This window comes from Corynebacterium aurimucosum (assembly GCF_046895345.1).
GTDB lineage: Bacteria > Actinomycetota > Actinomycetes > Mycobacteriales > Mycobacteriaceae > Corynebacterium > Corynebacterium aurimucosum_G.
Window position 1 is genome coordinate 1,055,483 of the sequence record NZ_CP160096.1, and the last position, 23,183, is coordinate 1,078,665.

Sequence of the window (23,183 nt, forward strand, 5' to 3'; positions counted from 1 at the left end):
GTTATCCATTGTGCATGCATATTGCATGCACTATTATGGCGGGTATGACAAACCCGAAAGCCATCAATGTTCAGATCCGTGATGTCGATGCTGACGTCGTCAACATTCTCAAAAAGCGCGCCGACCGTAAGGGCATTTCCCTCTCTAGCTACCTGCGAGAGACCCTTGAAAAGGTTGCTTCTCGCCCAACCTTGGAAGAAAAGTTGGAAGAGCTCTCGCAGCGTGAACCCATTGAACTCAAGAAGGACTTTGACGTGGTGGCCGCAATACGTGAAGCACGGGACGCTTCATGACGCTGTTAGTCATCGATGCCTCAGCAGCGATCGAGTTCCTCTTGAAACGCGATGCGCTTCAACGGCTTATCACTGCTTACCCCGAGGCCGATTTTATTGCCCCGAGCCACATGCCTTTGGAGTGCCTCAACGTGTTGAAAAGGTTGGAGCGAGCAGAGGCAATCGACAGCGCTACGGCAAGTTTTCTGGCCAACGATGTCATGGAATTCAACATTGAGTTGATAAGCGTCGGTGACATCGCCAACCACGTTTGGAGCCGTCGACGCACCTTCTCTATCTATGATTCGGCCTATGTAGCAGTGTCCAACATCTTCGAAGCTCCTCTCGTTAGTCGAGACACTCGCCTCATGGCCGCGTGGCCCGACTCGATTGACTTGGACAGCTTGCCTTAACCGTCAAAAGTCTCCCAAATCTCCGTTCTTTATAAAGTCTCCCAAATCTCCCATTGCGCTACGATGGGCACTATGTCCCCACATGAGAACCCCTTCCGCCCCACCTTCGGCGTGCCACCACTCTTTTGGGTCGGGCGCACGGCAGTGCTCGACACCTTTCGGGCTGCGCTTGACTCCCAGCCGGGAACGCCTGGCCGCTCGCTTATCATTAGCGGCGCCCGCGGTATCGGCAAGACGGTGCTCCTGAACGAACTCGAAGATATCGCCGCTAGTCGCGGGTGGATTACCCTGCGAGCCTCGGGACGCAGCTCCATGGTGGAGGAACTGGTCGATACCACCATCCCGCGCATTATGGACAAGCTGGCTCCAGCAGACAAACACAAAGTCAACCGAGTGGGTATCGGTGGCTTGGCAACCATCGGCATCCAGCACAACAGCGAGGAAGCCTATAAACCCACGCTCAACACCCGCCTGCGCGAACTTTTAGGTCTGCTCAAAGACTCAGGCGTGCTGCTGACTATCGACGAGGTACAAGACGCCGACGCGGAGGACCTCACCTCCCTCGCCGTGGCGTACCAAGACCTAGTGCGCGATGAGCTCGACGTCGCTATTGTGGCTGCGGGCCTTCCACAGGGAGTCAACCGCCTGCTGGATCTGCCGGGTGTCACCTTCCTGCGCCGCGCGCAGAAGTTCGTTCTGGGGCCGCTCTCCCCTGCTAATGCCGAGGTAGCGTTCACCGAGACCGCCGCGCAGTCGGGGCTCGAGTTCACCGACGATGCTGTAGCGGCTGCGGTGCGACTGTCCCGCGGCTACCCCTACATGGTGCAGCTAGTGGGTTCACTGGCTTGGGGAAAGGCGCAGCGTGAGGGCGGCAGCCGCATCGAGGAACGTGACGTCGCGGCGGTGTCAGCCGAGGCGATCTCAGTTCTAGGGGCCCAAGTCCACCAGCCCGCTACCCTGACGCTTCCGCCGGCGCAGCGGCTCTTCCTCGAAGCGATGAGCGCAGTCATGGAGGACGGCACGGCGGAAATCAAGAACATTGCGGCGCACCAGGACCGGACGGTGCGTTCACTATCGGCCACACGCCAAAGGCTTATCGACGCCGACCTCATCGAACCCACCGCCCACGGCAGGCTCCAGTTCGTCATCCCGTATATGGAGGCCTACTTCACCGCTACGGACAGCCTGGGACGAGTCGATTAGAAGCTGGGTTAAAGGTCACCGGCATCGCGGGTAAGAATGTCGGCGGTCTCGGATACTGAGCGCAGGGTTCTAGCGGAAGCCTTGACTGGGTAGACGTCGAAATGATCGACGAGGAGTTCGCGTGGCATACCGATGCGGTCGAGGTGACGGGCCAACGCGATGGCCTCCGCTCGAGCATCGGAACCGTCAATGCCCAGCCCGATGCGGTGGCCGGCATTCAAATGCTCACCCAGGCCGTCGAGGTGGCGCGGGGTGTCTAGACCGCGAAGATCCGTGAGGAAAGCCCTCGCGGCACGCGCCACCGACCAGAGCGGCGGGGCGTGCAGGTAATCCGCGTCGAAGGACTGCAGGAGATCAAGCGCGACCTCGTCGGGAACAGCAGGGATCGTGTCGAAGTCGGTGGTGCCAGGAATGCGCCCGGCCACAACGTCAGCAAGCAAGGGCTCGTCGAGTTGGACGACGACATCCCCGTGGAAGCGGCGCGCGACATCCGCGGCGTGGGTGTGGACACCATGAAGCAGAGACTCGGCCAGCTCGTTGAAGGCGCCGCGGTCGGTGAGGACGCGGTGGCCGTCGGAAAGCTCAATGCTCGCCGCGAGCGACCAGGGGCCAAGTGCCTGCACCTTGACGCGCGGCACGGTCTCGCCCCAGACCTCTTGGACCTCGTCGAGGTCGCGCTCCAAGCGGTCCCACGTGCGGCGCGTGAGAAGCTGCGGGCGCGCCGTCATGCGCCACGCACGCGGGCCGCGGTCAATGGAGATAGCCTCCAGCATGCTCACCGTGCGGCCCACCGAATCAGAGCCCAACCCACGCTCGGGCAGCTGTGGAATAGCGGGCAGCTCCGTCTCCCCCATGATGATGTCTGCGGCCTCCGCAATGGAGGTACCGGGCATGGGGCCAAGAGCGAATCCCGTCATCTACTCAGTCCCGCAGATGGTGCCGGAACCGAGCACAATATCACCCAGTTCATCCGGGCTCGGCAAGTAGAGCACCGCGGCCTGGCCGCGTGCTACACCGGAGAGTGGCTCGTTAAGCTCCAGCGTCATGCGGTCAGCCTCGCGGTCCACGTGGGCGCGGCAGGGAACGACGGAGCCGTGGGCACGCACCTGCACCTCGCAATCGAAGTCACCCTCCATCGCCGGGTGCAAGTATTTCAGGCGGTCCGCCTCAATGCGGGTCACGGCCAAGTCCGCGCGCGATCCCACGGTGACGGTGCCGGTAGCGGCATCGATGTCGGTGACGTAGCGCGGGGAGCCGTCGGCAGTCGGCGTCTTGATGTCCAAGCCCTTGCGCTGGCCGATAGTGTAGTTCCACGCGCCGTCGTGTTCCTTGAGCTCATTGCCCTCAGTATCCACGATCATGCCGGGGCGCAGACCAATGGAACGGCCCAGGAAGGCCTGGGTATTGCCGTCCGGGATGAAGCAGATGTCATAAGAATCAGGCTTGGACGCAGTGGAGAATCCGTGGCGCTTGGCCTCTTCGCGGATTTGCGGCTTCGGAGTATCCCCGATGGGGAAGAAGCAATGGTCGAGTTCCTCCTTGGTGATAACCCCCAGCACATAGGACTGGTCCTTGTTCTCATCCAGGGAGCGGCGCATGTAGCCATCAGAGTCGATGGTGGCGTAGTGGCCTGTGGCGACTGCATCGAAGCCCAGCGCCATGCCCTTGCGCAGCAAGGCTGCGAACTTGATCTTCTCATTACAGCGCAAGCACGGATTCGGGGTCTCACCGCGGGCGTAGGAGTCCACGAAATCCCCGATGACGGCTTCCTTGAACTCCTCGGAGAAGTCCCATACATAGAAGGGAATGCCGAGCTTGTCGCAGATACGCCGGGCATCGGCGGAATCCTCGAGGGAGCAGCATCCGCGTGCCTTCTCACGGGTCTGCTGCGCATCCTTGTGCAGGGCCAAGTGCACGCCGATGACGTCATGGCCTGCTTCCACCGCACGCGCAGCGGCGACTGAGGAATCGACGCCGCCGGACATGGCTACCAGTACTCGCATGCTCTCCCCTTCTCGTTGCTTTGTTGTCCACCAAGGCTAGTCGCGGTGTACCTCATACCCCAACACGCGAACCACGCAGCCTATTCCCTAAGCTAAGAGGCACTATGGGCAGAAAGCGCAACACCACCAACTCCATCGCAGGAACCTATGAGATATCCACTGGCGAGCTCGTCGTCGAGCCGGATCCTTTCCGCGACGGCGCATTCATCCTCAACGTCAACGGCGTGCCTTCCTCACATCTCATCCCCGATGAGCCGCGCACCCTGGAGTTCGAGTACATGCGCTGGATCGCTGCCGCGGTGGAGAATCTCGCACCCGGCAAACGCCTACTCCACCTAGGCGGTGGCGGCTGCTCGCTACCACGCTACTTCGCTGACCTGTGGCCGGATTCCCACAACACTGTGGTCGAACTCGACGCGAAGCTTGCCGAGCTCATTCGTGAGCTGGCCGATATCCCGGCAGCACCCCGCGTGAAAATCCGTGCCGGCGAGGCACGCGCAGTCACTGAGGGCTTCCCGCCGAACCGCTTCGACGTCATCATCCGAGACGTCTTCGCGGGTGATACAACCCCGAAGCCTCTCACCACCCAAGAATTTTTCCAGCACGCCCACGCTACCTTGTCCCCTGGTGGCCTCTACGTGGCCAACTGCGGTGACCATTCCGATCTCCAAGGTGCGAAGGCCGAACTGGCCGGGATGGCAGAAGTCTTCGCACACGTCGCGGTTATCGCCGACCCTCCCATGCTCAAAGGCCGGCGCTACGGCAACATCATCCTCATCGGCTCAGACACCGAGCTACCCGCAGACGGCTCCCCCGAAGCCGCTGCCCTGGCCAAGCCGTTACTCTCCGGTGCGGTGCCCGCACACTTTCGCGACGAGTCGTGGACCCGCCGCTTTTTTAAGGGCGCGACTCCGCGGCGCGATACCCCGGCTCCCGGAAGTGATTAACGCAGGCTATTGAGCAGGTCTGCTACCTGCTTGGAGTCAATGGCCGGGATAGACACACCTGCGGCGTGGCCTGCACTGCGCGCGGCGCGGTCGGCAGTTTCCACATCCTGCTGGCTTAGGTTATCAGCGTCGACGTCCTGCAGGTGCTGCGCGTTATCCAAGAAGATGGCCAGGTCACCGATACTGGCGTCGTTATTGGACATGTCCTTGAGGTCGTCGGTGCTAATAGCGCCAGTGTTGAGCAGCTTCTCCGCCTGCTTGATAAGCCCGGTCGGATCCACGTCCAACCCCGCATCCTTCGCAGCATCCGCTACGGCAGGAACGGCTACCGCGCCCGCTGCTAGGGCCAGGATTCCGGCAATCAGCACGCCGGCGTCATCACCAAGGTCCACGCCTGGGATAACCAGGTCATTCAAGATGCCACCGAAGTCAATGTAGTTACCACCGGAGAAGGAGTGCAGCTGGGCTTCAGTACCGTTAAAGAGGTTCATGTCCACATCGGTCTCAATACCGGCCACGCGACCAGAACCCGAGCGCTGCCAGAAGGCCAGCTTGTCCCAGCCACCGACCGGGTCCGGCGCGGTGTCCTGGTAGGCCGCCAACCACAGCGGGTACTCGGAGAAACGCGTGGTATTACCCATCTGGCCCATCCAGAAGTACTTGTAGGTGTACAGCATCGGCGTGCGCCCGGTCAGGGACTTCACCTCCTTCATGAAGGTGTCAATCCACTCCTCCAGCTGCTTAGCGCTCAGGCCCTCATCAACCTCGATGTCGAGCACCGGCGGCAGGGTCTGCGTCGGCACCAGCGCGATTTGGGAGGCAAAACTGGCCGCCTGCTGCTTGGCATCGCCAGCCGGGCGCGCGTAGTGGTAAGCGCCGACCTTCAAGCCAGCCGCTGCTGCGGCATTGGCATCGCGCACGAAGTGATTGTTGACAAACCCAACACCCTCGGTGGCCTTCACAAAGGCATAGGACTGGCCGTCGGACTTCACGGCGTCCCAGTCGATCCCACGCAGGGACATGTGGTTATTGCCAGAGACATCCACACCGGAAGGTGCGTAGGACGGGATGGCAACAGCAGTGGAAACGGATAAAGCAACGGCCGCTACTGCGGTAACGGCGGCGGTAACAAGGCGACGTACATGGCTCATGCGCGCCACACTACCGTTTCAACAACATCAGTCACAGATGCAACACGCGCAACATTCAACTCGTTTGTCACATTTCTTACGCAACGTGCCCTCACCGGCCCCACCACACCCACTTCACAGGCAGGGGCCACTGGCTTGCGTTGTCGCGTGCTACAACTGCTAGTACTTGGGCAGTGCTTGGCGACGCCCCCCACCGCTACTCTTTCGAGCTCACCCCCGACGACGTGTGGTCGCTCATTTCGCTTGACGCGTGACAAGAGGTGCTCGAGCGCAAGATTGGGTTCCCGCACTGGAACCGTATGTTCGATGTCGGGTGAGGCAATAATTTGTTACGCTCTCGCTCGTCTCCGCGAAGCGTGGCGCGGGTCTGGAGAAAGGCGAGCCTAGAAGTACTGGTTCATGTAGTCGCGAGAACCCAGGCCGATCGCGTCAAAGCACTCTGCCATCTTGGCTTCTTCTTCAAAGTACTCGAGTTCGTCACCCTCGGCGCCCCCAGCTCGCTCTTCCTCGAGTTCCTCGAGAGCATCGGCAAGCGCGTACGGTTGCCATACGCTAAGCCCCAGTTTCTCGAAAGCATAAGACTCTGGAGCTTGATCATCGTCAAGCCGAGCCCCGTCGTTGAGCCTCTTCAACAGCTCGGCGCATTCGATGGCGTTCATGTGGGAGAGGGTATGGCCTTCCCATTCCACCGTGACACCGTCTTTTTCAGGGTTGGTTGCGAACTCAATGAACTCGACACCGTTGTCACCGATGTGAACCTGAATATTTGCTTGGGAGTAGTACAAGGGGCTTTCACTCGGGTGATTCTCCGGCTCCCCGAGGACCGCTACCACCTGCTCAGCATTGTCACCGAAACGGATAGTCCCTTCGCCAAACGGTAAAGCGAACTGAGCACCTTCATGCGAGGTCAACGTTATTGAGGAAGTCATCAGTATCTCCAGTAATTGCTGACTAGGCTCCGCGAGTCTGAACCAATCGTTGCGCCCAGAATAAGACGGGTTGCGTGAAAGCACAACAGGTAGTTTTCAACCAGCGTCGAATCGGGGTACGTCGCCCGAGCGTCGGGTACAACTTAGGCATGCTTTTCGACGCCCCGCCGCCACCATGCCCTCCAAGCTGTAGGGCGACGGCCACGAGTCCACCGGATTCCTCCGCAAGAGATCGCGGTCGGTGGCGACGTCGGACAACGCTTTCGTACCGGATTAACCATCGACTAGGAGGAAGAAACCTGACGGCCTATTCACTCCGTGGCACAACGTCGAAGATTGCGAAATGTGCCTGTTCGCTTCGTGATTGGTGATCGTTTTTGCCTAGGCCCAGACCTGTTGTGTCCTAGACCGAGCGTGCTCGGCGGATGATTTCAGGAAGCTCTGCCAACACGGCGTCAATGTCCTCGTCGGTGGTGAGGCGCCCCAGGCTGAAGCGCAGGCTGCCGCGGCCGTGTTCCTCGTCGATGCCCATGGCTTCGAGTACGTGGGACATGCGGTTGACACCGGCGTGGCAGGCGGAGCCGGCGGAGGCTTCGATGCCGGCGGCGTCAAGAAGCATGATGAGGCTGTCGCCATCCGTGCCAGGGAAGGACACGTGCAGGTGGGAGGCCAAGGTGGGCTCGGCGGAGTTGATGATGACGTTGTCGATGCTCGACTCGATGCCGGCCTTGAGCTTGTCGCGAAGTGCAGTCAGGCGGGTATCCTCCTGCTCCATGTCCGCGACGGACTCGCGCAGAGCTGCGGCGAGCGCGCTCGCACTAGCGACATCGACGGTGCCGGGGCGGATGCCGCGCTCTTGTCCGCCACCGAAGGCTAATGGCAGTGGCGCTGGGGTACGGCGTGCGAGCAGCAGGCCGATGCCGCGGGGACCGCCGAACTTGTGAGCGCTGGCTGCGAGCGTGGTAGCGCCCAGCTCGTGGAAGCTGATGGGCAGCTTGCCGGCAACCTGCACGGCATCGATGTGCACGGGAGTGTTCTGCGCAGCGGCGCGCTGCGCAATGTCCGCGACCGGCTGAATGGCACCGGTCTCGTTGTTGGCCCACATGCAGGTGGCCACCGCGGCCGGGGTATCCAGGGCGCTTAAATCGCTGACGTGGCCGGTGGAATCAACCGGGAGAAGCTCAACGGTGGCGCCGTGCTCAGCGCGAAGCTTCTCCACGGTTTCGAGCACGGCGGGGTGCTCGATGGGGGTCGAAACGATTCGTTTCTCCGCCTCCGGTGCTGCGCTTTGCGCAGCGCGGTAGAGGCCCTGAATGGCGATGTTATCGGCCTCCGTGCCGGAGGAGGTGAAGATGACCTCGATGGGTTCGCAGCCGAGAAGCTCGGCGACGGTCTCGCGGGCGTCGTCCAGCACGGAGCGTGCCTTGCGCCCGGAGGCATAGGACGCGCCCGGGTTGAGGGAACTGGCTGCCTTTGTCCACGCCTCAATGGCGCACTGGCGCATGGGTTGGGTGGCCGCGTAATCGAGGTAGCGAGGCATTAGTTGCCGGCCCCCTTGCGGGACTCGAGCTCGGTGACCAGCGCCGGGGCGATCTCGTGGAGGTCGCCCACCACGCCGAGGTCAGCGATTTGGAAGAAAGGCTCGTCCTGGTCTTGGTTGACCACGACGATGGTCTCCGAGGTCTGCATGCCGGAGGTGTGCTGGATGGCACCGGAAATACCGAGACCGATGTAGAGCTTCGGGGAGACGGTCGCACCGGTCTGGCCAATCTGGTGGGCCGGGTCGTAGAAACCCTCGTCCACGGCATCGCGGGTGGCACCGACGGCGCCACCGAGGACGTCGGCAAGCGGCTCCACCACATCAGCGAACTTATCGCCCACGCCGCGGCCACCGGCCACGACGACCTTGGCGGAGGTCAACTCCGGACGAGCGGTCTTCTCCGCCGGGGTGAAGGAGGTGACGGTGACATCCTTCGCGGTGGCGGCAGGCAGCTCGAAGGGCGCGGGTGCTGCGGTGACCGGCTGCAGCTCAGTGGCCACGGAGCCTGGGCGCAGGGTATAGACCACGGAGCCGGTGGCCGTGGAGGAGGTCTCGTAGGAGCCGCCGAAGATGGTGTGGTGCGCGGTGCCGTCAGCATTGATGCCGTCGACGTTGACCAGGGCACCCGAGCCCAGGCGCGCAGCAAGGCGGCCGGCGATCTCGTTGTTGGTCGGGGTGGCGGCCAGCACGATGGGCGCCGGGTTATTGGCGGCCAAGGCATGAAGGGCGTCGACCTCCGGGGTGACGATGCGCTGCTCATAGTCCCCGGCGGTGGCCTGGACTACCTGGGCTGCACCGAGGTTGCCCAGCTCGGCGTCGAAGGAGGCGGCGGTGGCGCCATCCTTGGCCACGACGACGGCGGAGACGGTGCCGAGCGCGCGGGCGGCGGTGATGAGCTCGCCGGTAACGGGGCTGAGCTGGTCTGCTTCGTGCTCAACTAGGACATAAACGTGAGACATATCTTTTCTCCTTAACCCTCGATGAGATTCTTGGCGGCCAGGAAGTCCGCGACCTTGGCGGCAGCCACGGTCGGATCAGTTTCAACGATGACCTCACCGGCGGTGCGGGCCGGGCGCTGCGCGGAGGCGGTCACAGTGGTGGTGGACGGCACGCCATCAATGCCCAGGTCCGCCACGGCGAGGGTGGTGACCTCAGCCTTCTTGGCGGCCATTAGACCCTTGAAGTTCGGGAAGCGCGGCTTATCGGCCTTGTCAGTGAAGGACAGGATGGCTGGCAGGTTGGCGGATAGCTCCCAGTGGCCGTGAGCATCCTCGCGAGTGCCGCTAGCGGTAGCACCAGCCAGGGAGGCCGCCTTGAGCTCCGTGAGCGCGGGCAGCTGGCGGTACTCGGCCAAGAGACCTGCGATGAGCCCGGTGGAGGCATCCGAGGAGTTATTTCCCAGGGTGATGACCTGGACCTCGCCGAACTTCTCCGCCACCTGGTTGATGGCGGCGTTGAGAACCCAGGCGGTAGCCAGGGCGTCGGCGCCGGCGAGGGCGTCGTCCGTCACGTGCACGGCGTGGTCCGCACCCATGGCCAGAGCCTTGCGCAGAGCCTCATCGGCAGCGGCCGGGCCCATGGTAAGGGCCACGACCTCGTAGCCGGCATCGGCGTTATCGTCGCGCAGACGCAGTGCCTGTTCGACGGAGTACTCGTTGACCTCATCGATGACGTTATCCACCGAAGTGCGGTCCAGTGTGTGGTCCGCCTCGAGGGTCTTGGTTGACCACGTATCCGGTACGTGCTTGACCAGAGCCACAATGACTGGCATGTGGGCACTTCCCCTTCCGTAAATTTTGAAACTATTAGGGTGCGTAATTACCTTTGGTCGATACTACTCGCGGTCCGCACAACACCGCGACTCCCTTCGTTCCAATGCGCGTGACCACGAGAGTCTTGGCCGTGGAGCCTTTCAGTTTGAGCTTCTTACGCAGTTGGTCCGGGTTCACGTCTTGCCCGCGTACCAGGATTTCCAGCGAGCCGACATCGTGGGCCGCCATGGCCGCCTTGAGCTTCTTCATGGAGACCATCTCGATGAATTCAAATCCGGACGTGCCTTGCGGCAGGCGGTCACCGGTGAGGTAGGCAATGCGCGGGTCCAGCTGGTGCAGGTCTTCCCGCGCGGCGTAGTGGCGTACCAGCCCGGCGCGCACGATGGCGCCGTCGGGGTCGATGAGGAAGCGCCCGATGGGCCCGGCCTCAGGCAGCTCGTCTTCGTTGCGGTCATCCTCGATAACGTCCGTGTGTAGTCCTTCGGGCGTGGTGTTGAGGACCACTGCCCTCTTCCCCGTTCCCAGGCCCGGGGTATACAGGCAGGTTTCCTTCACCCCTCCGCCAAGGCTGACCACGCAAGCCAGGCCTTCCCATTCGGAGTGATCGATTCCCGGCGCGCACTTGATAGCCATCTCGCCGTGGGTGGCCAGCAGATCTGCCGGCGGTGGCAGGAGCTGGTCCAGGCGCGTAATACGTTTGCCACCTTGGCGCCGGGCGGGGTCGGCGATGCAGACCTGAGCGGTGGTTGTGGTGGTCAGGGCGTCTGCACGAAAGACTGGGTGCTCAATGTTGTGCTGCGCCATGGCTACGCGCGAGGCGTCGAGGTCGCTGCCCACGTAAGCGCCGGGGCGATAGGCCTGGCCTTCGGTGCCGATGGAGCAGGTGAGGTCGTGGACCACGTCCACGTTGCGTTCCTGAAGGAACTGCGCGCGATAAGCAGCTACCGCAGGTGGCGTGGCCTGCTGGGCGGAGTCGTGGTCGATGAGCCACTGGCCCGGCAGCTTGCCGGAGCTGCGGGCTTGGATGAGTTCGGCCACAGCACGCCCATAGTCACCGAAGTAGGCCTGCAGCTTGGCGACGTCCCTCAGGTGCGCCTTCTTGGTCCCTTCCAGGTCTGCTGCGGCGGCGTCGATCGCAGCGGCATTCGCGCGTAGGAAGGCAACTTCGTCCAGGGTGTAGCTCATGCAGGATTCTTCTGTATCGGTTGATGGCGGCCGAGGCCGACTTAAATGCGGTCGACGGGGAACGTGGTGAAGTATTCGCGGTAGCGCTCGTCATCGCGCGGGTCGCCGATAATCGGACGCAGGTCGGAGAAGGAGGCATCATCTAAGACCTCTTTGACCGTGGCGTAGGAGGTCAAACGCTTGAGCTGCGCCCACGTGGGGATGGCTAGGCGCACCAACCCGGCGCGCCAGCCATCGAGGACCAGTTGTGGGTCGAACCAGCCGGCGTCGTCGGCTTCGCCTGTATCCCCATCGGGTTCTTGGCCCTCGGGCAGCACACCGATGAAGAAGAAGGTGTCGAACCAGTGGTTGTTATCTTCCCCGGCCCAGCGCGACCATGGCAAGAGCATGTCGGCGTCGACACGCATGCCGTTGTGTTCGAGGAAGTCGGTGAAGGAAATCTCGTGGGTTTCTAACAGCTCGCGCTCACGGTGGTAGCGAGAGGCGTCGGAAACCAAGCCATCATCGCGGATGGCCAGCAGCGTACCGGCTTCTTCGAAAAGCTCCCGGGCAGCAGCGAAGACAAGGGCATGCGCCTTGTACTTGGTCACGCCCATGCGCCGCGCCATGGAGACTACCGAGCGACCTGCCCACAGTTCGCCGGAATCCCAGGAACGCGGTGGGAAGTCACGCGGGTCTACCCCGCCGCCGGGAAAAACAACGTGGCCAGGGTAGTTACGCATGGTGTGTACGCGTTCTTGGATCCACACGCGCAACCCTTCAGTCGTATCGCGCAATAAGAGGACAGTAGCGGCCAGACGTGCCCCGTTAAAGCCCGTTGTTTCGCCAGGGTCGATGGCGTCAAGGCTGTCGTGGATGGACTGACTCATGCAACTTTCCGTGTCTGCAGGCTGGGGGGCAGAATTCGAGAGGTATACGTCGAGAAGGCGTACTGAGGTTTTGTACTAAAAGTTATGTACTAGGGGTTAGCGGACTCGTCGGGCGAAGTACCTCTCCCCGATGCGATCCACCTGGATGGGTTGGTGGAAGGCCTTGGAGAGGTTTTCCGACGTCAGGACAGAGTTAATGAGTCCTTTGGCCACGACCTTACCCTCATCCAGGAGCATCGCATGGGTAAATCCATAGGGGATTTCCTCGACGTGGTGGGTAATCATGACAATTGCCGGGGCATCCGCATCGAGTGCTAGGTCCCCCAAGTAGCCCACGAGGTCCTCACGGCCACCCAAGTCCATACCGGCGGAAGGCTCATCCAGGATGAGCAGCTCCGGGTTGGCCATGAGCGCACGGGCGAGGATGACTCGCTTCTTCTCACCTTCGGAGAGCGTGCCCCAGGTCCGCTCTGCTAGGTGCGCGGCGCCGACTTGTTCCAAGATGTCATCGGCACGGGAGAAGTCCATGTCTTGGTAATCCTCACGCCAGCGGCCGAGGACCGCATAGCCGGCAGACACAACGAGATCATCCACACGCTCGTTGTCCGGGATGCGGTGTTGGACGGCGGCGGAGGAAATACCGATGGCGGCACGCAGATCGCGCATATCTGTCTTGCCCAAGCGCTCGCCCATGAGGAAAGCGACACCAGCGGACGGGAACTCTTCGGCGGCAGCCATTCGAACCAAGGAGGTCTTGCCCGCGCCGTTGGGGCCGATGATGACCCAGCGCTCATCAAGCTCCACCTGCCAGTCGATGGGCCCCACGAGCGTGCGGCCGCCACGCCGGAGTTCGACGCCGCGGAAGTCAATCAACCAATCTTCGTCGGTTTCCATCAGTTCAGGGTCTTGCTGGCTCATTTGCTCTGGAGTGTTCACAGGCACCATTGTGGCCGAAATCCTTCTTCCCCGGTGAAACTGACACAGCTGCATTATTCTATGGGCATGACACAACGCCTTGGTATCGACGATGTCCGCCCCTCCCTTTCCGGTAACGCAGCCTCGAAGGCCGTGGTCGGAGAGGTCGTTCCTGTCACCGCGCTGGTGTGGCGCGAGGGCCACGATGCCGTCGCCGCGACGCTGTCGGTGTGGAACACCGAATCCCCATCTACCTCCGCCGTTACTATGACGGTGGACCCGGAGAATCCAGACCGAGTCCACGGCGTATTTAGCCCAGCCACCACTGGGCGTTGGTTCTTCCGCATCGATGCCTGGTCGGATCCGATGTCCACCTGGCGCAACGCGGTGGTCAAGAAGATGGAGGCCGGCCAATCCGCGCAAGAACTTAACAACGACCTGCTGCACGGGACTGAACTCTTCGAGGAAGCGGCAATCCAATGCCCGAGTGACAAGGCGGAGCTGCTCTTTCAGGCGGCGAAGGAGCTGAAGGATGAGTCGGTGGACGTCGATAAGCGCGTGCGCACCGCGCTCTCCGATAAGGCCGCAGAAATTCTCCACCGCCACCCGCTGCGCCACCTACTTGTGGAAGGTGACATCCACGAGGTCCTGGTAGAGCGCCCCGAGGCCCTCTACAACTCTTGGTACGAGCTCTTCCCGCGCTCGACCGGCGGCTGGGATGACGAGGGCAACCCCGTGCACGGTACGTTTAAGACCACAGCGCAGGCGCTCGAGCGCGTGGCTGCCATGGGTTTCGATACCGTCTATTTCCCGCCCATCCACCCCATCGGCAAGGTGCACCGCAAGGGGCGCAACAACTCCGTGGTGGCTGAGCCCGGTGATGTGGGCTCCCCCTGGGCTATTCAGGACCACTCCACCACGCACCCGGACCTGGGCACCATGGAGGACTTCAAGGAGCTGGTCAAGAAAGCAGCCGACTTGGGCCTAGAGGTAGCACTGGACCTAGCCCTACAGGCCTCCCCAGACCACCCGTGGGCTAAGACCAACCCGGAGTTTTTCACGGTGTTGGCTGACGGCACCATTGCCTACGCGGAGAACCCGCCGAAGAAGTACCAGGACATCTACCCCCTGAACTTCGATAACGACCCGGATGCCATTTACGCGGAGATTTACCGCATCGTCATGATCTGGATCGAGGCTGGTGTCACCACCTTCCGCGTGGATAATCCCCACACCAAGCCGGCCAACTTCTGGAATTGGCTGATTTCCAAGGTGCACGTTACCCACCCGGAGGTCATCTTCCTCTCCGAGGCCTTTACCCGCGCCCCGCGCCTGTTCGGTCTGGCTAAGGCTGGCTTTACGCAGTCCTATACGTACTTCACGTGGCAAACCTCTAAGCACGAGCTCACTGAATTCGCGCAAATGCACGTAGAGCAGGCCGATATTTGCCGCCCCAACCTCTTTGTCAATACCCCGGATATCCTCCACGAATCCCTGCAGACCGGCGGGCGCGCCATGTTCGCCATCCGCGCCACTTTGGCTGCCACGCTCTCCCCGCTGTGGGGTGTGTACTCGGGCTTCGAGCTCTACGAGCACCAAGCAGTCAAGCCGGGCAGCGAGGAATATCTCGACTCGGAGAAATACGAACTGCGCCCGCGCGACTTCCAGGCCGCCGTTAAGTCCGGTGACTCCCTGGAATCCTATATCCGCCTGCTCAACCTCATCCGCCGCGAGAACCCGGCCCTCCAGCAGCTACGCACGCTGCGCTTCCACAACACCGATAACGAGGCCATCATCGCCTACTCCAAGGCTGATCCCACCACCGGCAACGTGGTGCTCGTGGTGGTTAACCTGGATCCGCGCAATGCACAAGAGGCCACGGTCTTTGTGGACCTGGCTGCCGTGGGCCGCCACCCAGGCGATCACTTCACGGTGCAGGACACCATCAGTGGTGCCGCCTACGAGTGGTCCGACCGCAACTTCGTGCGTCTGGAGCCGCTTCGCGACGTCGCCCATGTCTTCATCCTTCCCCCGGCCGACCATGACTTGCAGGAACGCATTGCGTGGCGCCGTGTCAACGATTACCGCCCCTAGGCTTTTGAAGCATTGACCACCCCGCGCTGAACCCATACCCCCTTCATGGGTAGCGCGGGGCTTCTTTTAGGCCCCGCGGGCAGTCGTTGTTCGGTAATTTGGTCTGTATGAACATCCCGGCCTCAGACCTCGAACGCCTTAACCACTGCCGTCACCACGCGCCCCATAATTTCTATGGCTGGCACGATGGAACCGTCCGCACCCGCCGCCCCGGTGCCGAAGCCGTCGAGCTCGTCACCGCAACCGACACGATTGCTATGCGCGCGGTTGGGGATGATATCTGGGAGGCCCCACTCGCAGAGGAAGCAGACTACCGCCTGCGTATCACCTACCCGGGCCAGCCCGCCATCGAGGTGGCAGACGGCTACCACTTCCTGCCCACTCTGGGCACCCTGGATCAGCACCTCATCGGCGAAGGCCGCCACGAACGCTTGTGGGAAGTGCTCGGCGCCAATCTCAAGACCTACACCACCGACATGGGCGTAGTCGAAGGCACCGCATTTGCTGTGTGGGCACCCAATGCTGAAGGTGTGGCCGTGGTCGGTGACTTCTGCGGCTGGAACCCTACCCAATACCCCATGCGTTGCCTTGGCTCAACGGGCATTTGGGAGGTCTTCATCCCCGGCGTGGGCGAAGGCGAGCGCTATAAGTTTGCCGTCCACGGCAAGAACTCCCCACGCATTGATAAAGCAGATCCCCTGGCCAAGCGCACCATCGCCCCGCCGGAGACCGCCTCCGTGGTGGCTCGCTCCAGCTTCGAATGGAGCGATGAGGAGTGGATGAAGAACCGCAACGGCGACCTCGACGTCCCTATGAGTGTCTACGAGCTGCACGTTGGCTCGTGGAAAGTGGGCGCCAACTACAACACCTTGCGCGAAGAGCTCATCCCCTACCTGCTGGAACACGGCTTTACCCACGTGGAGCTGCTGCCCGTGGCCGAGCACCCCTTCGGCGGTTCCTGGGGCTATCAGGTCTCCGGCTACTACGCTCCCTCGGCACGCTGGGGCTCTCCGGATGAGCTGCGCGCGCTTATCGACGACCTGCATAACGCCGGCATCGGCGTCTTCGTCGACTGGGTACCAGCTCACTTCCCCAAGGATGAGTGGGCGCTGGGCCGGTTTGATGGTCAGGCACTCTACGAGCACCCGGATCCGCGCCGCGGCGAGCAGGCCGACTGGGGAACGTATGTCTTCGACTTCGGCCGCAACGAGGTGCGCAACTTCCTCGTGGCCAATGCCCTCTACTGGGCGGAAGAGTTCCACATCGACGGCCTGCGTGTCGACGCCGTGGCATCCATGCTCTACCTGGACTACTCCCGCGAGGAGTGGCTGCCCAATATCTACGGCGGCCGCGAGAACCTCGAGGCCGTCCAGTTTCTCCAGGAAACCAACGCCACACTGAACCGCACCCACCCGGGCGTACTCACCATCGCCGAAGAATCCACCTCCTGGCCAGGCGTGACCGCCCCAACGCATGAGGGCGGCCTAGGCTTTAGTCTGAAGTGGAACATGGGCTGGATGAACGACACCCTGGAGTACTTCAAGCACGAGCCGATTCACCGACGCTACCACCACGGCGAGCTCACCTTCTCCATGGTCTACGCCTACTCGGAGCGCTATGTGCTGCCGTTTAGCCACGACGAAGTTGTGCACGGCAAGGGCTCCTTGTGGGAGCGCATGCCGGGCGATGACTGGAATAAGGCGGCAGGCCTGCGTGCTCTGTACGGCTATATGTTCTCCCATCCAGGCAAGCAGCTGATGTTCATGGGCCAAGAATTTGGCCAGACCACCGAATGGGCCGAAGGCCACTCCGTGGATTGGTCCAACTTGGAGGGCTGGGGCAACGAGTGGCACCACGGCATTAAGCGCCTGGTGCGCGACCTCAACGCGGTGTACAAGCAGCACCCGGCACTCTGGACGCAGGACTTTACCCAGGACGGCTTCCAGTGGGTCAAGGCCGATGATGCTAACAACAACATGCTCGGATATGTGCGCTACGGCAAGGATGGATCCGCGCTGTTGGCGGTGTGCAACTTCTCCGGCAGCTCGGTGCCCAACTATGACCTCTGGGTGCCGCGCGACGGCGAATGGGAGCTGGTCATCAACACCGACGATGCCGTCTACCAGGGTGCTGGCAACGATCTTGCCCACCGCGTGCGCTCCGAAGGCAACCACGTACAGCTACACCTGCCGGCGAACTCGGTGCAGTGGTACGCATACCGCGGCTAAGCTGCGCGGCCCAGTGCCGAGCCTGGCTCGGCGCGTGCTCACCCTCATCGCAAGCAAGGCCTGAGAGACACAACTGCCCGATCTGCCAAAAGTAAGAGCTGGGATTCAATCTCAGCGGGGATCTTTGGCAACTCGGGCAGTTTTGGTTTTCAGTCCTGCGCGTGTGCATCAAGGAAAGCTCGTACGCGAGCATCAATGTCATCGCGAAGCGCATCCATTCGCTCCGCGCCTTCTAGGCCGCGTACGGACGGGTCCTCAATCTCCCAACGCTCAGCCACTCCGTCATAGTCGGCATCCCCGACGACGATGACGTGGTCCACTGAAGACGCAAGGTCGCGGTCAATCAACGTCGGCGTACCTGCCATGTCGGCGCCGACCTTAGTTAGCGACGCTTGCGCCTCAGCATTAACGCCCTGCTCACGATGCTGTTCAGTGGTCTTTACTCCTGCGGAGTGAACTTCCCAATCGGGCGCATGCTTCCTGGCTAAGGCAGCCGCCATCTGGGACTTACCGCGGTTGGTGTTACAAAGAAAAAGTACAGAGGTCATGCCTCCGTACTTTAATCGAATTACAGTGCGCCAATAAGACCAGAGCGCTAGTTCTTCTTCACCGCGTAATACACCGGCAAGGACTTCCAGTTGAAGGTCACGTCCTCGACGTTCTCCGACCAGCCGCCGACCACATTCGGGTAGAAGAGCGGGATAGAAGGAAGGTCACGCAGCAGAAGCTCTTGCGCCTGGTTGTAGAGCTTCGCGGCCTCTTCCTGGTTCGCGGCGCCGTTGGCCTTGACGATGAGCTCATCAAACTCCGGGTTGGAGTACTTCGAGTCATTAGAGGCGACACCCGTGGTGAAGTTCGGCCCTAGGAAGTTGCCCATGGAGGGATAGTCGGCGAACCACGCCGTGCGGTAGGCACCGTCCATACGCTCGCTGCGGTAGGCATCGCGGAAGGACTTGAAGTCCGGGTAGGGGTTCCCCACGGCTTGAATTCCCAGCGCGTTGCTGATGTTGTTGGCTACGGCATCGGCCCAATCTTTGTTGTCGCCATCGGTGTTGTAGTTAATGGGGAACGAGCCTTCAAAAGCACCGTACTTCTTATCGGCCTCCGCCCAGAGCTTCTTCGCCTCCTCCGGGTTATAGTCTAGGTTCTCCGAACCGGGCAGGCTGTCGTTGTAGCCATTCAGGACCGGTGAGGTGAACTCGCGGGCCGGTGTGCGGGTGCCGTGGAAAATGGTCTCCGCGATTTCCTCGCGGTTGATAGCCATCGAGATTGCTTTGCGGCGCAGCGCGCCTTCTTCCCCACTAAAGTGCGGGGTCTCCATGTGGATGGACATCTCCAGATAGGTTGCCGCCGGCTTGGTTTCTTGGCGGTCACCCAAGTCCTGCTCATAGCTTCCGAAGGCAGACGAAGGAATGGCTTCGAGGACATCGAGGTTATTCGCCAACAGGTCCATGTACGCGGCGTTGGAATCGGCGTAGAAGGTGAACTCGATGCCGTCGTTTTGTGCAGCACGGTCACCCTTGTACTCCGGGTTGGGCTCGATAATCAGGTTCTGGTTGTGGTTCCATTCCTTGATCTTGTAGGGGCCATTGGACACTGGAGTCTCGCCGAAAGCCTGGGGGTCCCCCAGCGCAGCCGCTGGAACCGGGAAGTAGGCGTTGTAGCCTAAGCGGCTTGGGAAATCGCTCTCCGGCTGGGTGAGCTCGATGGTGAAGGTGCGCTCATCGATAACCTTAAGGCCCTCCATCTCCTTGACGCCTTCCCCGTATCCCTTGATGGAGGAGAAGAAGCTTTCGTTGAGCTGCTCATTGGCCACCGCGTAGTTCCACGTATCGACGAAGGTATCCGCGGTCACAGCGGAACCGTCGGAAAATTTCAGGTCAGGCTTGAGCGTGACCTTGTAGGTCTTCTCCCCTTCCTTGTCGATGGACTCCGCCATCTCGTTGTGCACGTTGCCCTCGGCGTCGTAGTACACCAACCCGGAATACAGCATGTCGACGATGCGTCCGCCGCCATTCTCATTCGTCATTGCGGGGATCAGGCCCTGCTGCGGCTCGGTACCGGGCACGCGAACGTAGTTCGCGCCACCGGCGCTATCGGAGCTATCGCTTCCGCAGGCGGTCAGGGTAAAAACAAGAGAGGCGGCGCCGATGACGCCGAGGAGCTTGCGCATGAGAGTCCTCCTGAAAGAGCTAAAAACAAAGTATGCGTTATGTCACTCACATCAATTTAGCATGACACAACTCACACACCGGTGTGGGTGCAAAAAGACCCTCAGGAGAGGACTTAATCAGTCAATCCTGAGGGTTGAGTGTGAGGTGCAACAAGCGCCCGTGAAGGCTACAGCTGCTCGTGGGACTCCACACGGAAGGGCAATTAATACAATGCACTAGCCAGCTTCGTGCGCGCGGCCAGCACGCGCGGGTCACCAGAATCAAAGAGCCCGAAGAGCTCCAACAGACGGGTCTTGAGCTGTTCCTTCTCATCCCCGGCGGTGCGCTTCATGGCCTCGATGAGGCGCTCGAAGGCGCGGTCGGGAGCTCCGGCGACAACCTCGGCGTCGGCGGCATCGAGCTGCTTGGACATATCCTCCGGAGCGGCATCCGCCGCAGCGATAGGATCCTCGCTACGGTTCGCCGGGTCTAAACGCTTGAGCAGCAGCGTGGTATCACGAGCCTGCTTGATTTCCACGTTGCCTGGCTCGGCTGCCAAGATCTCCTCGTAGGTAGCAATAGCGGAATCGAAATCACCCCGGTTGAGAGCTTCCTCCGCCATGCTCAGGCGTGGGTCCGCTGTCTCTTCCTCGCGGCTCTCCCCTGCCTGAGCCTGCTCGGACAGACCCTTGAGCTGAGGGCCGAGCTTGTCGACGATCGCCGCTACCCACTGTTCCAAGTTCTCACGCGGCTGCCCGCCCTCGAAATTGGTAACGGGCTGGCCGGCGGCGATGGCGACGGTGGTAGGCAGATTCTGCACACCGAAGACCTGCGCTACCTGGGGCACGACATCGGCGTTGATGTAGCCCACGATGAACTGACACCCACCGGCGGCCGCCATCTCCTCGAAGTCTTTCTTGAGCTGCTCGGAGGCAGGCGAGCGCGGGGAGCCGATCAGAGCAATAACTGGCACCTCCGCAGAGCGGCGCACCAGGTCATTCTCAAAGTTTTGCTCGGTGACCTCGAAGAAGGGCTGCACACCTGCCAAGGCACCAGTAGTACCCTGTTCCTGTGCTTTCGCCTTGGCCTCTGCCTGCTGCTTGATGGCGCCCAGGTCGAGGGCTCCTCCTACGTACGGTCCAGTCACTTATTCTCCTCCAGGTAACGATTAACGGAATCTACTTTTTGGGTTATCTGCCCGCTCACGCCTTCGCGGATATCGGCCTTAATCACCAAGCTCGTGCGCGGCGACACGGCGCGCACGGCATCGGTGGCCTCCTTGATGACCGCGAAGACCTCGTCCCACTCACCTTCGATGATGGTGAACATGGAGTTGGTCTCATTAGGCAGGCCAGAGGCGCGAACGACGCGCACAGCCTCGGCGACGGCCTCGGACATTTCAGCGCTTTCATCCCCCACGATGGTGGGAGCTACGGAAAAGGCAACAATCATGCCCGCCATCCTACCGCCGGTCCCAGCAGTGCCGGTGCCAGTGGCGGCGGTCTTCACCGCGCCCACCGGTGTCCCGTGGCCAGGCCACGATATGAGCCACCCCGGGAGGGATATTTTGGTTACATCCCGGGCACACGTAATACTTCTGCGCGGCGGCACTGCCAACGTGCCTCATGACGAAGGGCTCCCCATTAGTCCAGCGCGGCCCAGGTACAGTCTGCGATCCGAGGAAGGCACTTCCATCGCGCGGTAGCGAACGCGGCTCTTCGCGGATTCTGCGATTGCGGCGTGGCACTAGAACAACCGCAGCTCGTTGGATTCGATGCCGCGCAGCTCCTGGTAATCCAGGACAACGCAACGAATACCGCGGTCTTCTGCCAGGGTCCGTGCTTGGGGCTTGATTTCCTGCGCGGCGAAGACGCCATGCACGGGTGCTAGCAGGTCATCGCGATTCAGCAACTCGAGGTAGCGCGAAAGCTGCTCGACGCCATCAATGCCCCCGCGACGCTTGACCTCAACGGCGACAAACTCGTTCTTGGCATTCTTGGCCATAATGTCCACCGGCCCGATAGCCGTGGGGTACTCGCGGCGCACGAGGGAGTACTTCTCCCCCAACGTTTCGATGTGCTCGGCCAGAAGCTCCTGCAGGTGCGCTTCCACGCCATCCTTGACTAGGCCCGGATCTTCCCCCAGCTCCATAGTGATGTCCTGGTGGATCTCAGCAATGGTGATGCGTAGCTGCTCACCCTTCGGGTTCTCCACCAGCCACAGCTTTTCTCCTGTGTCTTCGCCGTCGATATCCTCAATCGCCGACTCTTCAAAGGTGCATGGTGGTGTCATCCAGTTCAGAGGCTTGTAGGCGCGATCATCCGCATGGATGGACACCGAACCATCGGCCTTGATAAGGATGAGCCGATCCGCCATCGGAAGGTGGGCGTCGAGGCGACCGACGTAGTCTACGGAGCATTGGGCGATGACAAGACGCATGCCCTCTACCCTATCGTTGAGCGCTACTTCTTAGGTAAACGGGTAGCCCGCTGGCGCATCTGGTGATAGTCCAACTTTTCTTGGCGCTTCGACGGAGCAGATTCCACCCAGGCGTTCAGCGCCATAATTCCCTGCGCATCGGAGGCAATCTCATAGTCCTGCCCATCGACGCTGATCTGGATGATCTGGTGGCCGGAGGGCATAAAAGAAGCCTCGTCATCGTCCATAGGGCGGATGCTGCCCAGTTCGATGTCGAGGCGATTAAAGCGCTTGTTGGCGCGGGGCATGACAGAGCGAAGCTTAAAATACTTCATATACTCACCGTCATAGCGAACGAGACCATGACGCCATGCATAAGAGTCCTTCGAAGGGAGTCGGCGCAAAAGGATGCTCGTGCCGCGGGAGCGCACGGTGAAAAAGCGCACCGCCGCCAGGATGAGGAGAACCAGAAGGACCAGTGCACACAGACCTAAAAGAATTGTTAGCCCCTGAAGCACCTGAGAATTCATGGGTTGATTGTACCGCCGTTGGAGCAGGCAATGCTAGTTCTTGCCAGTTCCTGCTAGCCCTGAGGTACCCCTCCTGGCTCAGATCACGAAGGAACCCCACCGCCTCTTATCGAGGTTGTGGGGTTCCTAGGTGAGAGTGGGAAGGGCGGTCATTGCTGCCCGTCGTTTCCCTCTCCGCTCATCCGTTAGCTGCTGAAGCGGCGGGCGGCGCGCAATGCGGCGTCGCCACGAGACCTCGTCAGCTCGTGCTCAGACTTCAGGTCTTCCTGTGCCTGTGCTTCATCGACCTCGGAGGCCCAGATGGACCAGTCAGCGAGGACGGTGATCTTGTTCTCGGACACGGAGAGGAAGCCACCCTGGACGGCAGCGACGAGACGCTCGCCGTCCACCGGGTGGATGGTCACAACACCATTGTCGATCAACTGACCAACCATGGGCTCATGTCCAGGAAGCACGCCGATCTCACCCTCGGTGGTCTCAGCCGTCACCATGGTGGCCTTTCCGGTCCACAGCAGGCGCTCGACCGAAACCAATTCGGCGGTGATGTCAGCCATGTGCCTC

24 protein-coding genes are annotated in these 23,183 nt (G+C 61.4%); 6 read left to right on the forward strand and 18 right to left on the reverse strand.

Annotation, left to right across the window (positions count from 1 at the left end):
• Positions 1-44: 44 nt before the first annotated feature.
• From ABZS45_RS05135 to ABZS45_RS05145, 3 genes are all read left to right on the forward strand, one after another.
• Positions 45-293, forward strand: a complete 249-nt coding sequence (locus tag ABZS45_RS05135; RefSeq protein WP_412100923.1) for a FitA-like ribbon-helix-helix domain-containing protein — start codon at positions 45-47, stop codon at positions 291-293.
• On the forward strand, positions 290-685 hold the full coding sequence (locus ABZS45_RS05140; RefSeq protein ID WP_412100924.1) for a type II toxin-antitoxin system VapC family toxin: 396 nt from the start codon (positions 290-292) through the stop codon (positions 683-685). Before ABZS45_RS05135 ends, ABZS45_RS05140 begins: the two co-directional genes overlap by 4 nt.
• Before the next feature lie 72 nt (positions 686-757).
• Positions 758-1,888 (forward strand): AAA family ATPase, encoded by a 1,131-nt coding sequence (locus tag ABZS45_RS05145; RefSeq protein ID WP_412100925.1) that lies wholly within the window; start codon positions 758-760, stop codon positions 1,886-1,888.
• Positions 1,889-1,896: 8 nt separating this feature from the next.
• Here the strand turns inward: ABZS45_RS05145 and ABZS45_RS05150 are convergent, their stop codons facing one another.
• Complete coding sequence (locus tag ABZS45_RS05150) at positions 1,897-2,805, reverse strand: methionine synthase (protein WP_412100926.1); 909 nt, start codon at positions 2,803-2,805, stop codon at positions 1,897-1,899.
• On the reverse strand, positions 2,806-3,891 hold the full coding sequence (gene mnmA, locus ABZS45_RS05155; RefSeq protein ID WP_412100927.1) for a tRNA 2-thiouridine(34) synthase MnmA: 1,086 nt from the start codon (positions 3,889-3,891) through the stop codon (positions 2,806-2,808).
• A 104-nt stretch (positions 3,892-3,995) separates the two neighbouring features.
• Here mnmA and ABZS45_RS05160 point away from each other — a divergent pair, with 104 nt between their 5' ends.
• A complete protein-coding gene (locus tag ABZS45_RS05160; RefSeq protein ID WP_412100928.1) occupies positions 3,996-4,838 on the forward strand; it encodes a spermidine synthase in 843 nt (280 codons plus the stop codon).
• On the opposite strand, the gene ABZS45_RS05165 is transcribed toward ABZS45_RS05160, so the two are convergent.
• From ABZS45_RS05165 to ABZS45_RS05200, 8 genes are all read right to left on the reverse strand, one after another.
• Complete coding sequence (locus ABZS45_RS05165) at positions 4,835-5,989, reverse strand: glycoside hydrolase family 25 protein (RefSeq protein WP_412100929.1); 1,155 nt, start codon at positions 5,987-5,989, stop codon at positions 4,835-4,837. The two genes, ABZS45_RS05160 and ABZS45_RS05165, sit on opposite strands and share 4 nt — an antisense overlap.
• 383 nt (positions 5,990-6,372) lie before the next feature.
• Positions 6,373-6,918 (reverse strand): hypothetical protein, encoded by a 546-nt coding sequence (locus ABZS45_RS05170; protein WP_412100930.1) that lies wholly within the window; start codon positions 6,916-6,918, stop codon positions 6,373-6,375.
• A 403-nt stretch (positions 6,919-7,321) separates the two neighbouring features.
• On the reverse strand, positions 7,322-8,458 hold the full coding sequence (locus ABZS45_RS05175; RefSeq protein ID WP_412100931.1) for a cysteine desulfurase family protein: 1,137 nt from the start codon (positions 8,456-8,458) through the stop codon (positions 7,322-7,324).
• Positions 8,458-9,417, reverse strand: coding sequence for an electron transfer flavoprotein subunit alpha/FixB family protein (locus ABZS45_RS05180; RefSeq protein WP_412100932.1), 960 nt, complete (start codon positions 9,415-9,417; stop codon positions 8,458-8,460). Before ABZS45_RS05180 ends, ABZS45_RS05175 begins: the two co-directional genes overlap by 1 nt.
• A gap of 11 nt (positions 9,418-9,428) precedes the next feature.
• Positions 9,429-10,229, reverse strand: a complete 801-nt coding sequence (locus tag ABZS45_RS05185) for an electron transfer flavoprotein subunit beta/FixA family protein (RefSeq protein ID WP_412100933.1) — start codon at positions 10,227-10,229, stop codon at positions 9,429-9,431.
• Between the two features lie 34 nt (positions 10,230-10,263).
• The gene (locus ABZS45_RS05190) at positions 10,264-11,415 is read right to left on the reverse strand and encodes a THUMP-like domain-containing protein (protein ID WP_412100934.1); all 1,152 of its coding nucleotides are present in this window, start codon (positions 11,413-11,415) and stop codon (positions 10,264-10,266) included.
• Positions 11,416-11,456: 41 nt separating this feature from the next.
• Positions 11,457-12,284 carry an NUDIX hydrolase gene (locus ABZS45_RS05195; RefSeq protein ID WP_412100935.1) on the reverse strand — a complete coding sequence of 276 codons (828 nt, stop codon included), beginning with the start codon at positions 12,282-12,284 and terminating at the stop codon, positions 11,457-11,459.
• Positions 12,285-12,380: 96 nt separating this feature from the next.
• Positions 12,381-13,229, reverse strand: a complete 849-nt coding sequence (locus tag ABZS45_RS05200; RefSeq protein ID WP_412100936.1) for an ABC transporter ATP-binding protein — start codon at positions 13,227-13,229, stop codon at positions 12,381-12,383.
• 57 nt (positions 13,230-13,286) lie between these two features.
• Here ABZS45_RS05200 and ABZS45_RS05205 point away from each other — a divergent pair, with 57 nt between their 5' ends.
• Both ABZS45_RS05205 and glgB read left to right on the forward strand, forming a co-directional pair.
• Entirely contained in the window at positions 13,287-15,293 is a 2,007-nt protein-coding gene (locus tag ABZS45_RS05205; RefSeq protein WP_412100937.1) for a maltotransferase domain-containing protein, read from the forward strand.
• Positions 15,294-15,400: 107 nt separating this feature from the next.
• Positions 15,401-17,521 carry a 1,4-alpha-glucan branching protein GlgB gene (gene glgB, locus ABZS45_RS05210; protein WP_412100938.1) on the forward strand — a complete coding sequence of 707 codons (2,121 nt, stop codon included), beginning with the start codon at positions 15,401-15,403 and terminating at the stop codon, positions 17,519-17,521.
• 149 nt (positions 17,522-17,670) lie between these two features.
• On the opposite strand, the gene ABZS45_RS05215 is transcribed toward glgB, so the two are convergent.
• The 8 genes from ABZS45_RS05215 to ABZS45_RS05250 form a co-directional block, all read right to left on the reverse strand.
• Positions 17,671-18,069: a low molecular weight phosphatase family protein gene (locus ABZS45_RS05215; RefSeq protein WP_412100939.1), complete on the reverse strand. Its 399-nt coding sequence runs from the start codon at positions 18,067-18,069 to the stop codon at positions 17,671-17,673.
• A 47-nt stretch (positions 18,070-18,116) separates the two neighbouring features.
• Positions 18,117-19,694, reverse strand: a complete 1,578-nt coding sequence (locus ABZS45_RS05220) for a peptide ABC transporter substrate-binding protein (RefSeq protein ID WP_412100940.1) — start codon at positions 19,692-19,694, stop codon at positions 18,117-18,119.
• A gap of 203 nt (positions 19,695-19,897) precedes the next feature.
• A complete protein-coding gene (locus ABZS45_RS05225) occupies positions 19,898-20,821 on the reverse strand; it encodes a tetratricopeptide repeat protein (protein ID WP_412100941.1) in 924 nt (307 codons plus the stop codon).
• Entirely contained in the window at positions 20,818-21,126 is a 309-nt protein-coding gene (locus ABZS45_RS05230) for an MTH1187 family thiamine-binding protein (protein ID WP_412100942.1), read from the reverse strand. The genes ABZS45_RS05225 and ABZS45_RS05230 overlap by 4 nt, the downstream gene beginning before the upstream one ends.
• 10 nt (positions 21,127-21,136) lie before the next feature.
• On the reverse strand, positions 21,137-21,421 hold the full coding sequence (locus ABZS45_RS05235; protein ID WP_083276401.1) for a hypothetical protein: 285 nt from the start codon (positions 21,419-21,421) through the stop codon (positions 21,137-21,139).
• Complete coding sequence (nucS, locus tag ABZS45_RS05240; RefSeq protein ID WP_070443823.1) at positions 21,421-22,113, reverse strand: endonuclease NucS; 693 nt, start codon at positions 22,111-22,113, stop codon at positions 21,421-21,423. The genes ABZS45_RS05235 and nucS overlap by 1 nt, the downstream gene beginning before the upstream one ends.
• Positions 22,114-22,136: 23 nt before the next feature.
• A complete protein-coding gene (locus tag ABZS45_RS05245; protein WP_412100943.1) occupies positions 22,137-22,622 on the reverse strand; it encodes a DUF2550 domain-containing protein in 486 nt (161 codons plus the stop codon).
• A 185-nt stretch (positions 22,623-22,807) separates the two neighbouring features.
• Positions 22,808-23,176, reverse strand: a complete 369-nt coding sequence (locus tag ABZS45_RS05250) for a F0F1 ATP synthase subunit epsilon (RefSeq protein WP_412100944.1) — start codon at positions 23,174-23,176, stop codon at positions 22,808-22,810.
• Positions 23,177-23,183: the final 7 nt, after the last annotated feature.

What these genes read in the sequence shown, in the direction of transcription:
- ABZS45_RS05135 (WP_412100923.1), top strand. Translation starts at nt 45, where the DNA reads ATGACAAACCCGAAAGCCATCAATGTTCAGATCCGTGATGTCGATGCT.
- ABZS45_RS05140 (WP_412100924.1), top strand. Translation starts at nt 290, where the DNA reads ATGACGCTGTTAGTCATCGATGCCTCAGCAGCGATCGAGTTCCTCTTG.
- ABZS45_RS05145 (WP_412100925.1), top strand. Translation starts at nt 758, where the DNA reads ATGTCCCCACATGAGAACCCCTTCCGCCCCACCTTCGGCGTGCCACCA.
- ABZS45_RS05150 (WP_412100926.1), bottom strand. Translation starts at nt 2,805, where the DNA reads ATGACGGGATTCGCTCTTGGCCCCATGCCCGGTACCTCCATTGCGGAG.
- mnmA (WP_412100927.1), bottom strand. Translation starts at nt 3,891, where the DNA reads ATGCGAGTACTGGTAGCCATGTCCGGCGGCGTCGATTCCTCAGTCGCC.
- ABZS45_RS05160 (WP_412100928.1), top strand. Translation starts at nt 3,996, where the DNA reads ATGGGCAGAAAGCGCAACACCACCAACTCCATCGCAGGAACCTATGAG.
- ABZS45_RS05165 (WP_412100929.1), bottom strand. Translation starts at nt 5,989, where the DNA reads ATGAGCCATGTACGTCGCCTTGTTACCGCCGCCGTTACCGCAGTAGCG.
- ABZS45_RS05170 (WP_412100930.1), bottom strand. Translation starts at nt 6,918, where the DNA reads ATGACTTCCTCAATAACGTTGACCTCGCATGAAGGTGCTCAGTTCGCT.
- ABZS45_RS05175 (WP_412100931.1), bottom strand. Translation starts at nt 8,458, where the DNA reads ATGCCTCGCTACCTCGATTACGCGGCCACCCAACCCATGCGCCAGTGC.
- ABZS45_RS05180 (WP_412100932.1), bottom strand. Translation starts at nt 9,417, where the DNA reads ATGTCTCACGTTTATGTCCTAGTTGAGCACGAAGCAGACCAGCTCAGC.
- ABZS45_RS05185 (WP_412100933.1), bottom strand. Translation starts at nt 10,229, where the DNA reads ATGCCAGTCATTGTGGCTCTGGTCAAGCACGTACCGGATACGTGGTCA.
- ABZS45_RS05190 (WP_412100934.1), bottom strand. Translation starts at nt 11,415, where the DNA reads ATGAGCTACACCCTGGACGAAGTTGCCTTCCTACGCGCGAATGCCGCT.
- ABZS45_RS05195 (WP_412100935.1), bottom strand. Translation starts at nt 12,284, where the DNA reads ATGAGTCAGTCCATCCACGACAGCCTTGACGCCATCGACCCTGGCGAA.
- ABZS45_RS05200 (WP_412100936.1), bottom strand. Translation starts at nt 13,229, where the DNA reads ATGGTGCCTGTGAACACTCCAGAGCAAATGAGCCAGCAAGACCCTGAA.
- ABZS45_RS05205 (WP_412100937.1), top strand. Translation starts at nt 13,287, where the DNA reads ATGACACAACGCCTTGGTATCGACGATGTCCGCCCCTCCCTTTCCGGT.
- glgB (WP_412100938.1), top strand. Translation starts at nt 15,401, where the DNA reads ATGAACATCCCGGCCTCAGACCTCGAACGCCTTAACCACTGCCGTCAC.
- ABZS45_RS05215 (WP_412100939.1), bottom strand. Translation starts at nt 18,069, where the DNA reads ATGACCTCTGTACTTTTTCTTTGTAACACCAACCGCGGTAAGTCCCAG.
- ABZS45_RS05220 (WP_412100940.1), bottom strand. Translation starts at nt 19,694, where the DNA reads ATGCGCAAGCTCCTCGGCGTCATCGGCGCCGCCTCTCTTGTTTTTACC.
- ABZS45_RS05230 (WP_412100942.1), bottom strand. Translation starts at nt 21,126, where the DNA reads ATGATTGTTGCCTTTTCCGTAGCTCCCACCATCGTGGGGGATGAAAGC.
- nucS (WP_070443823.1), bottom strand. Translation starts at nt 22,113, where the DNA reads ATGCGTCTTGTCATCGCCCAATGCTCCGTAGACTACGTCGGTCGCCTC.
- ABZS45_RS05245 (WP_412100943.1), bottom strand. Translation starts at nt 22,622, where the DNA reads ATGAATTCTCAGGTGCTTCAGGGGCTAACAATTCTTTTAGGTCTGTGT.
- ABZS45_RS05250 (WP_412100944.1), bottom strand. Translation starts at nt 23,176, where the DNA reads ATGGCTGACATCACCGCCGAATTGGTTTCGGTCGAGCGCCTGCTGTGG.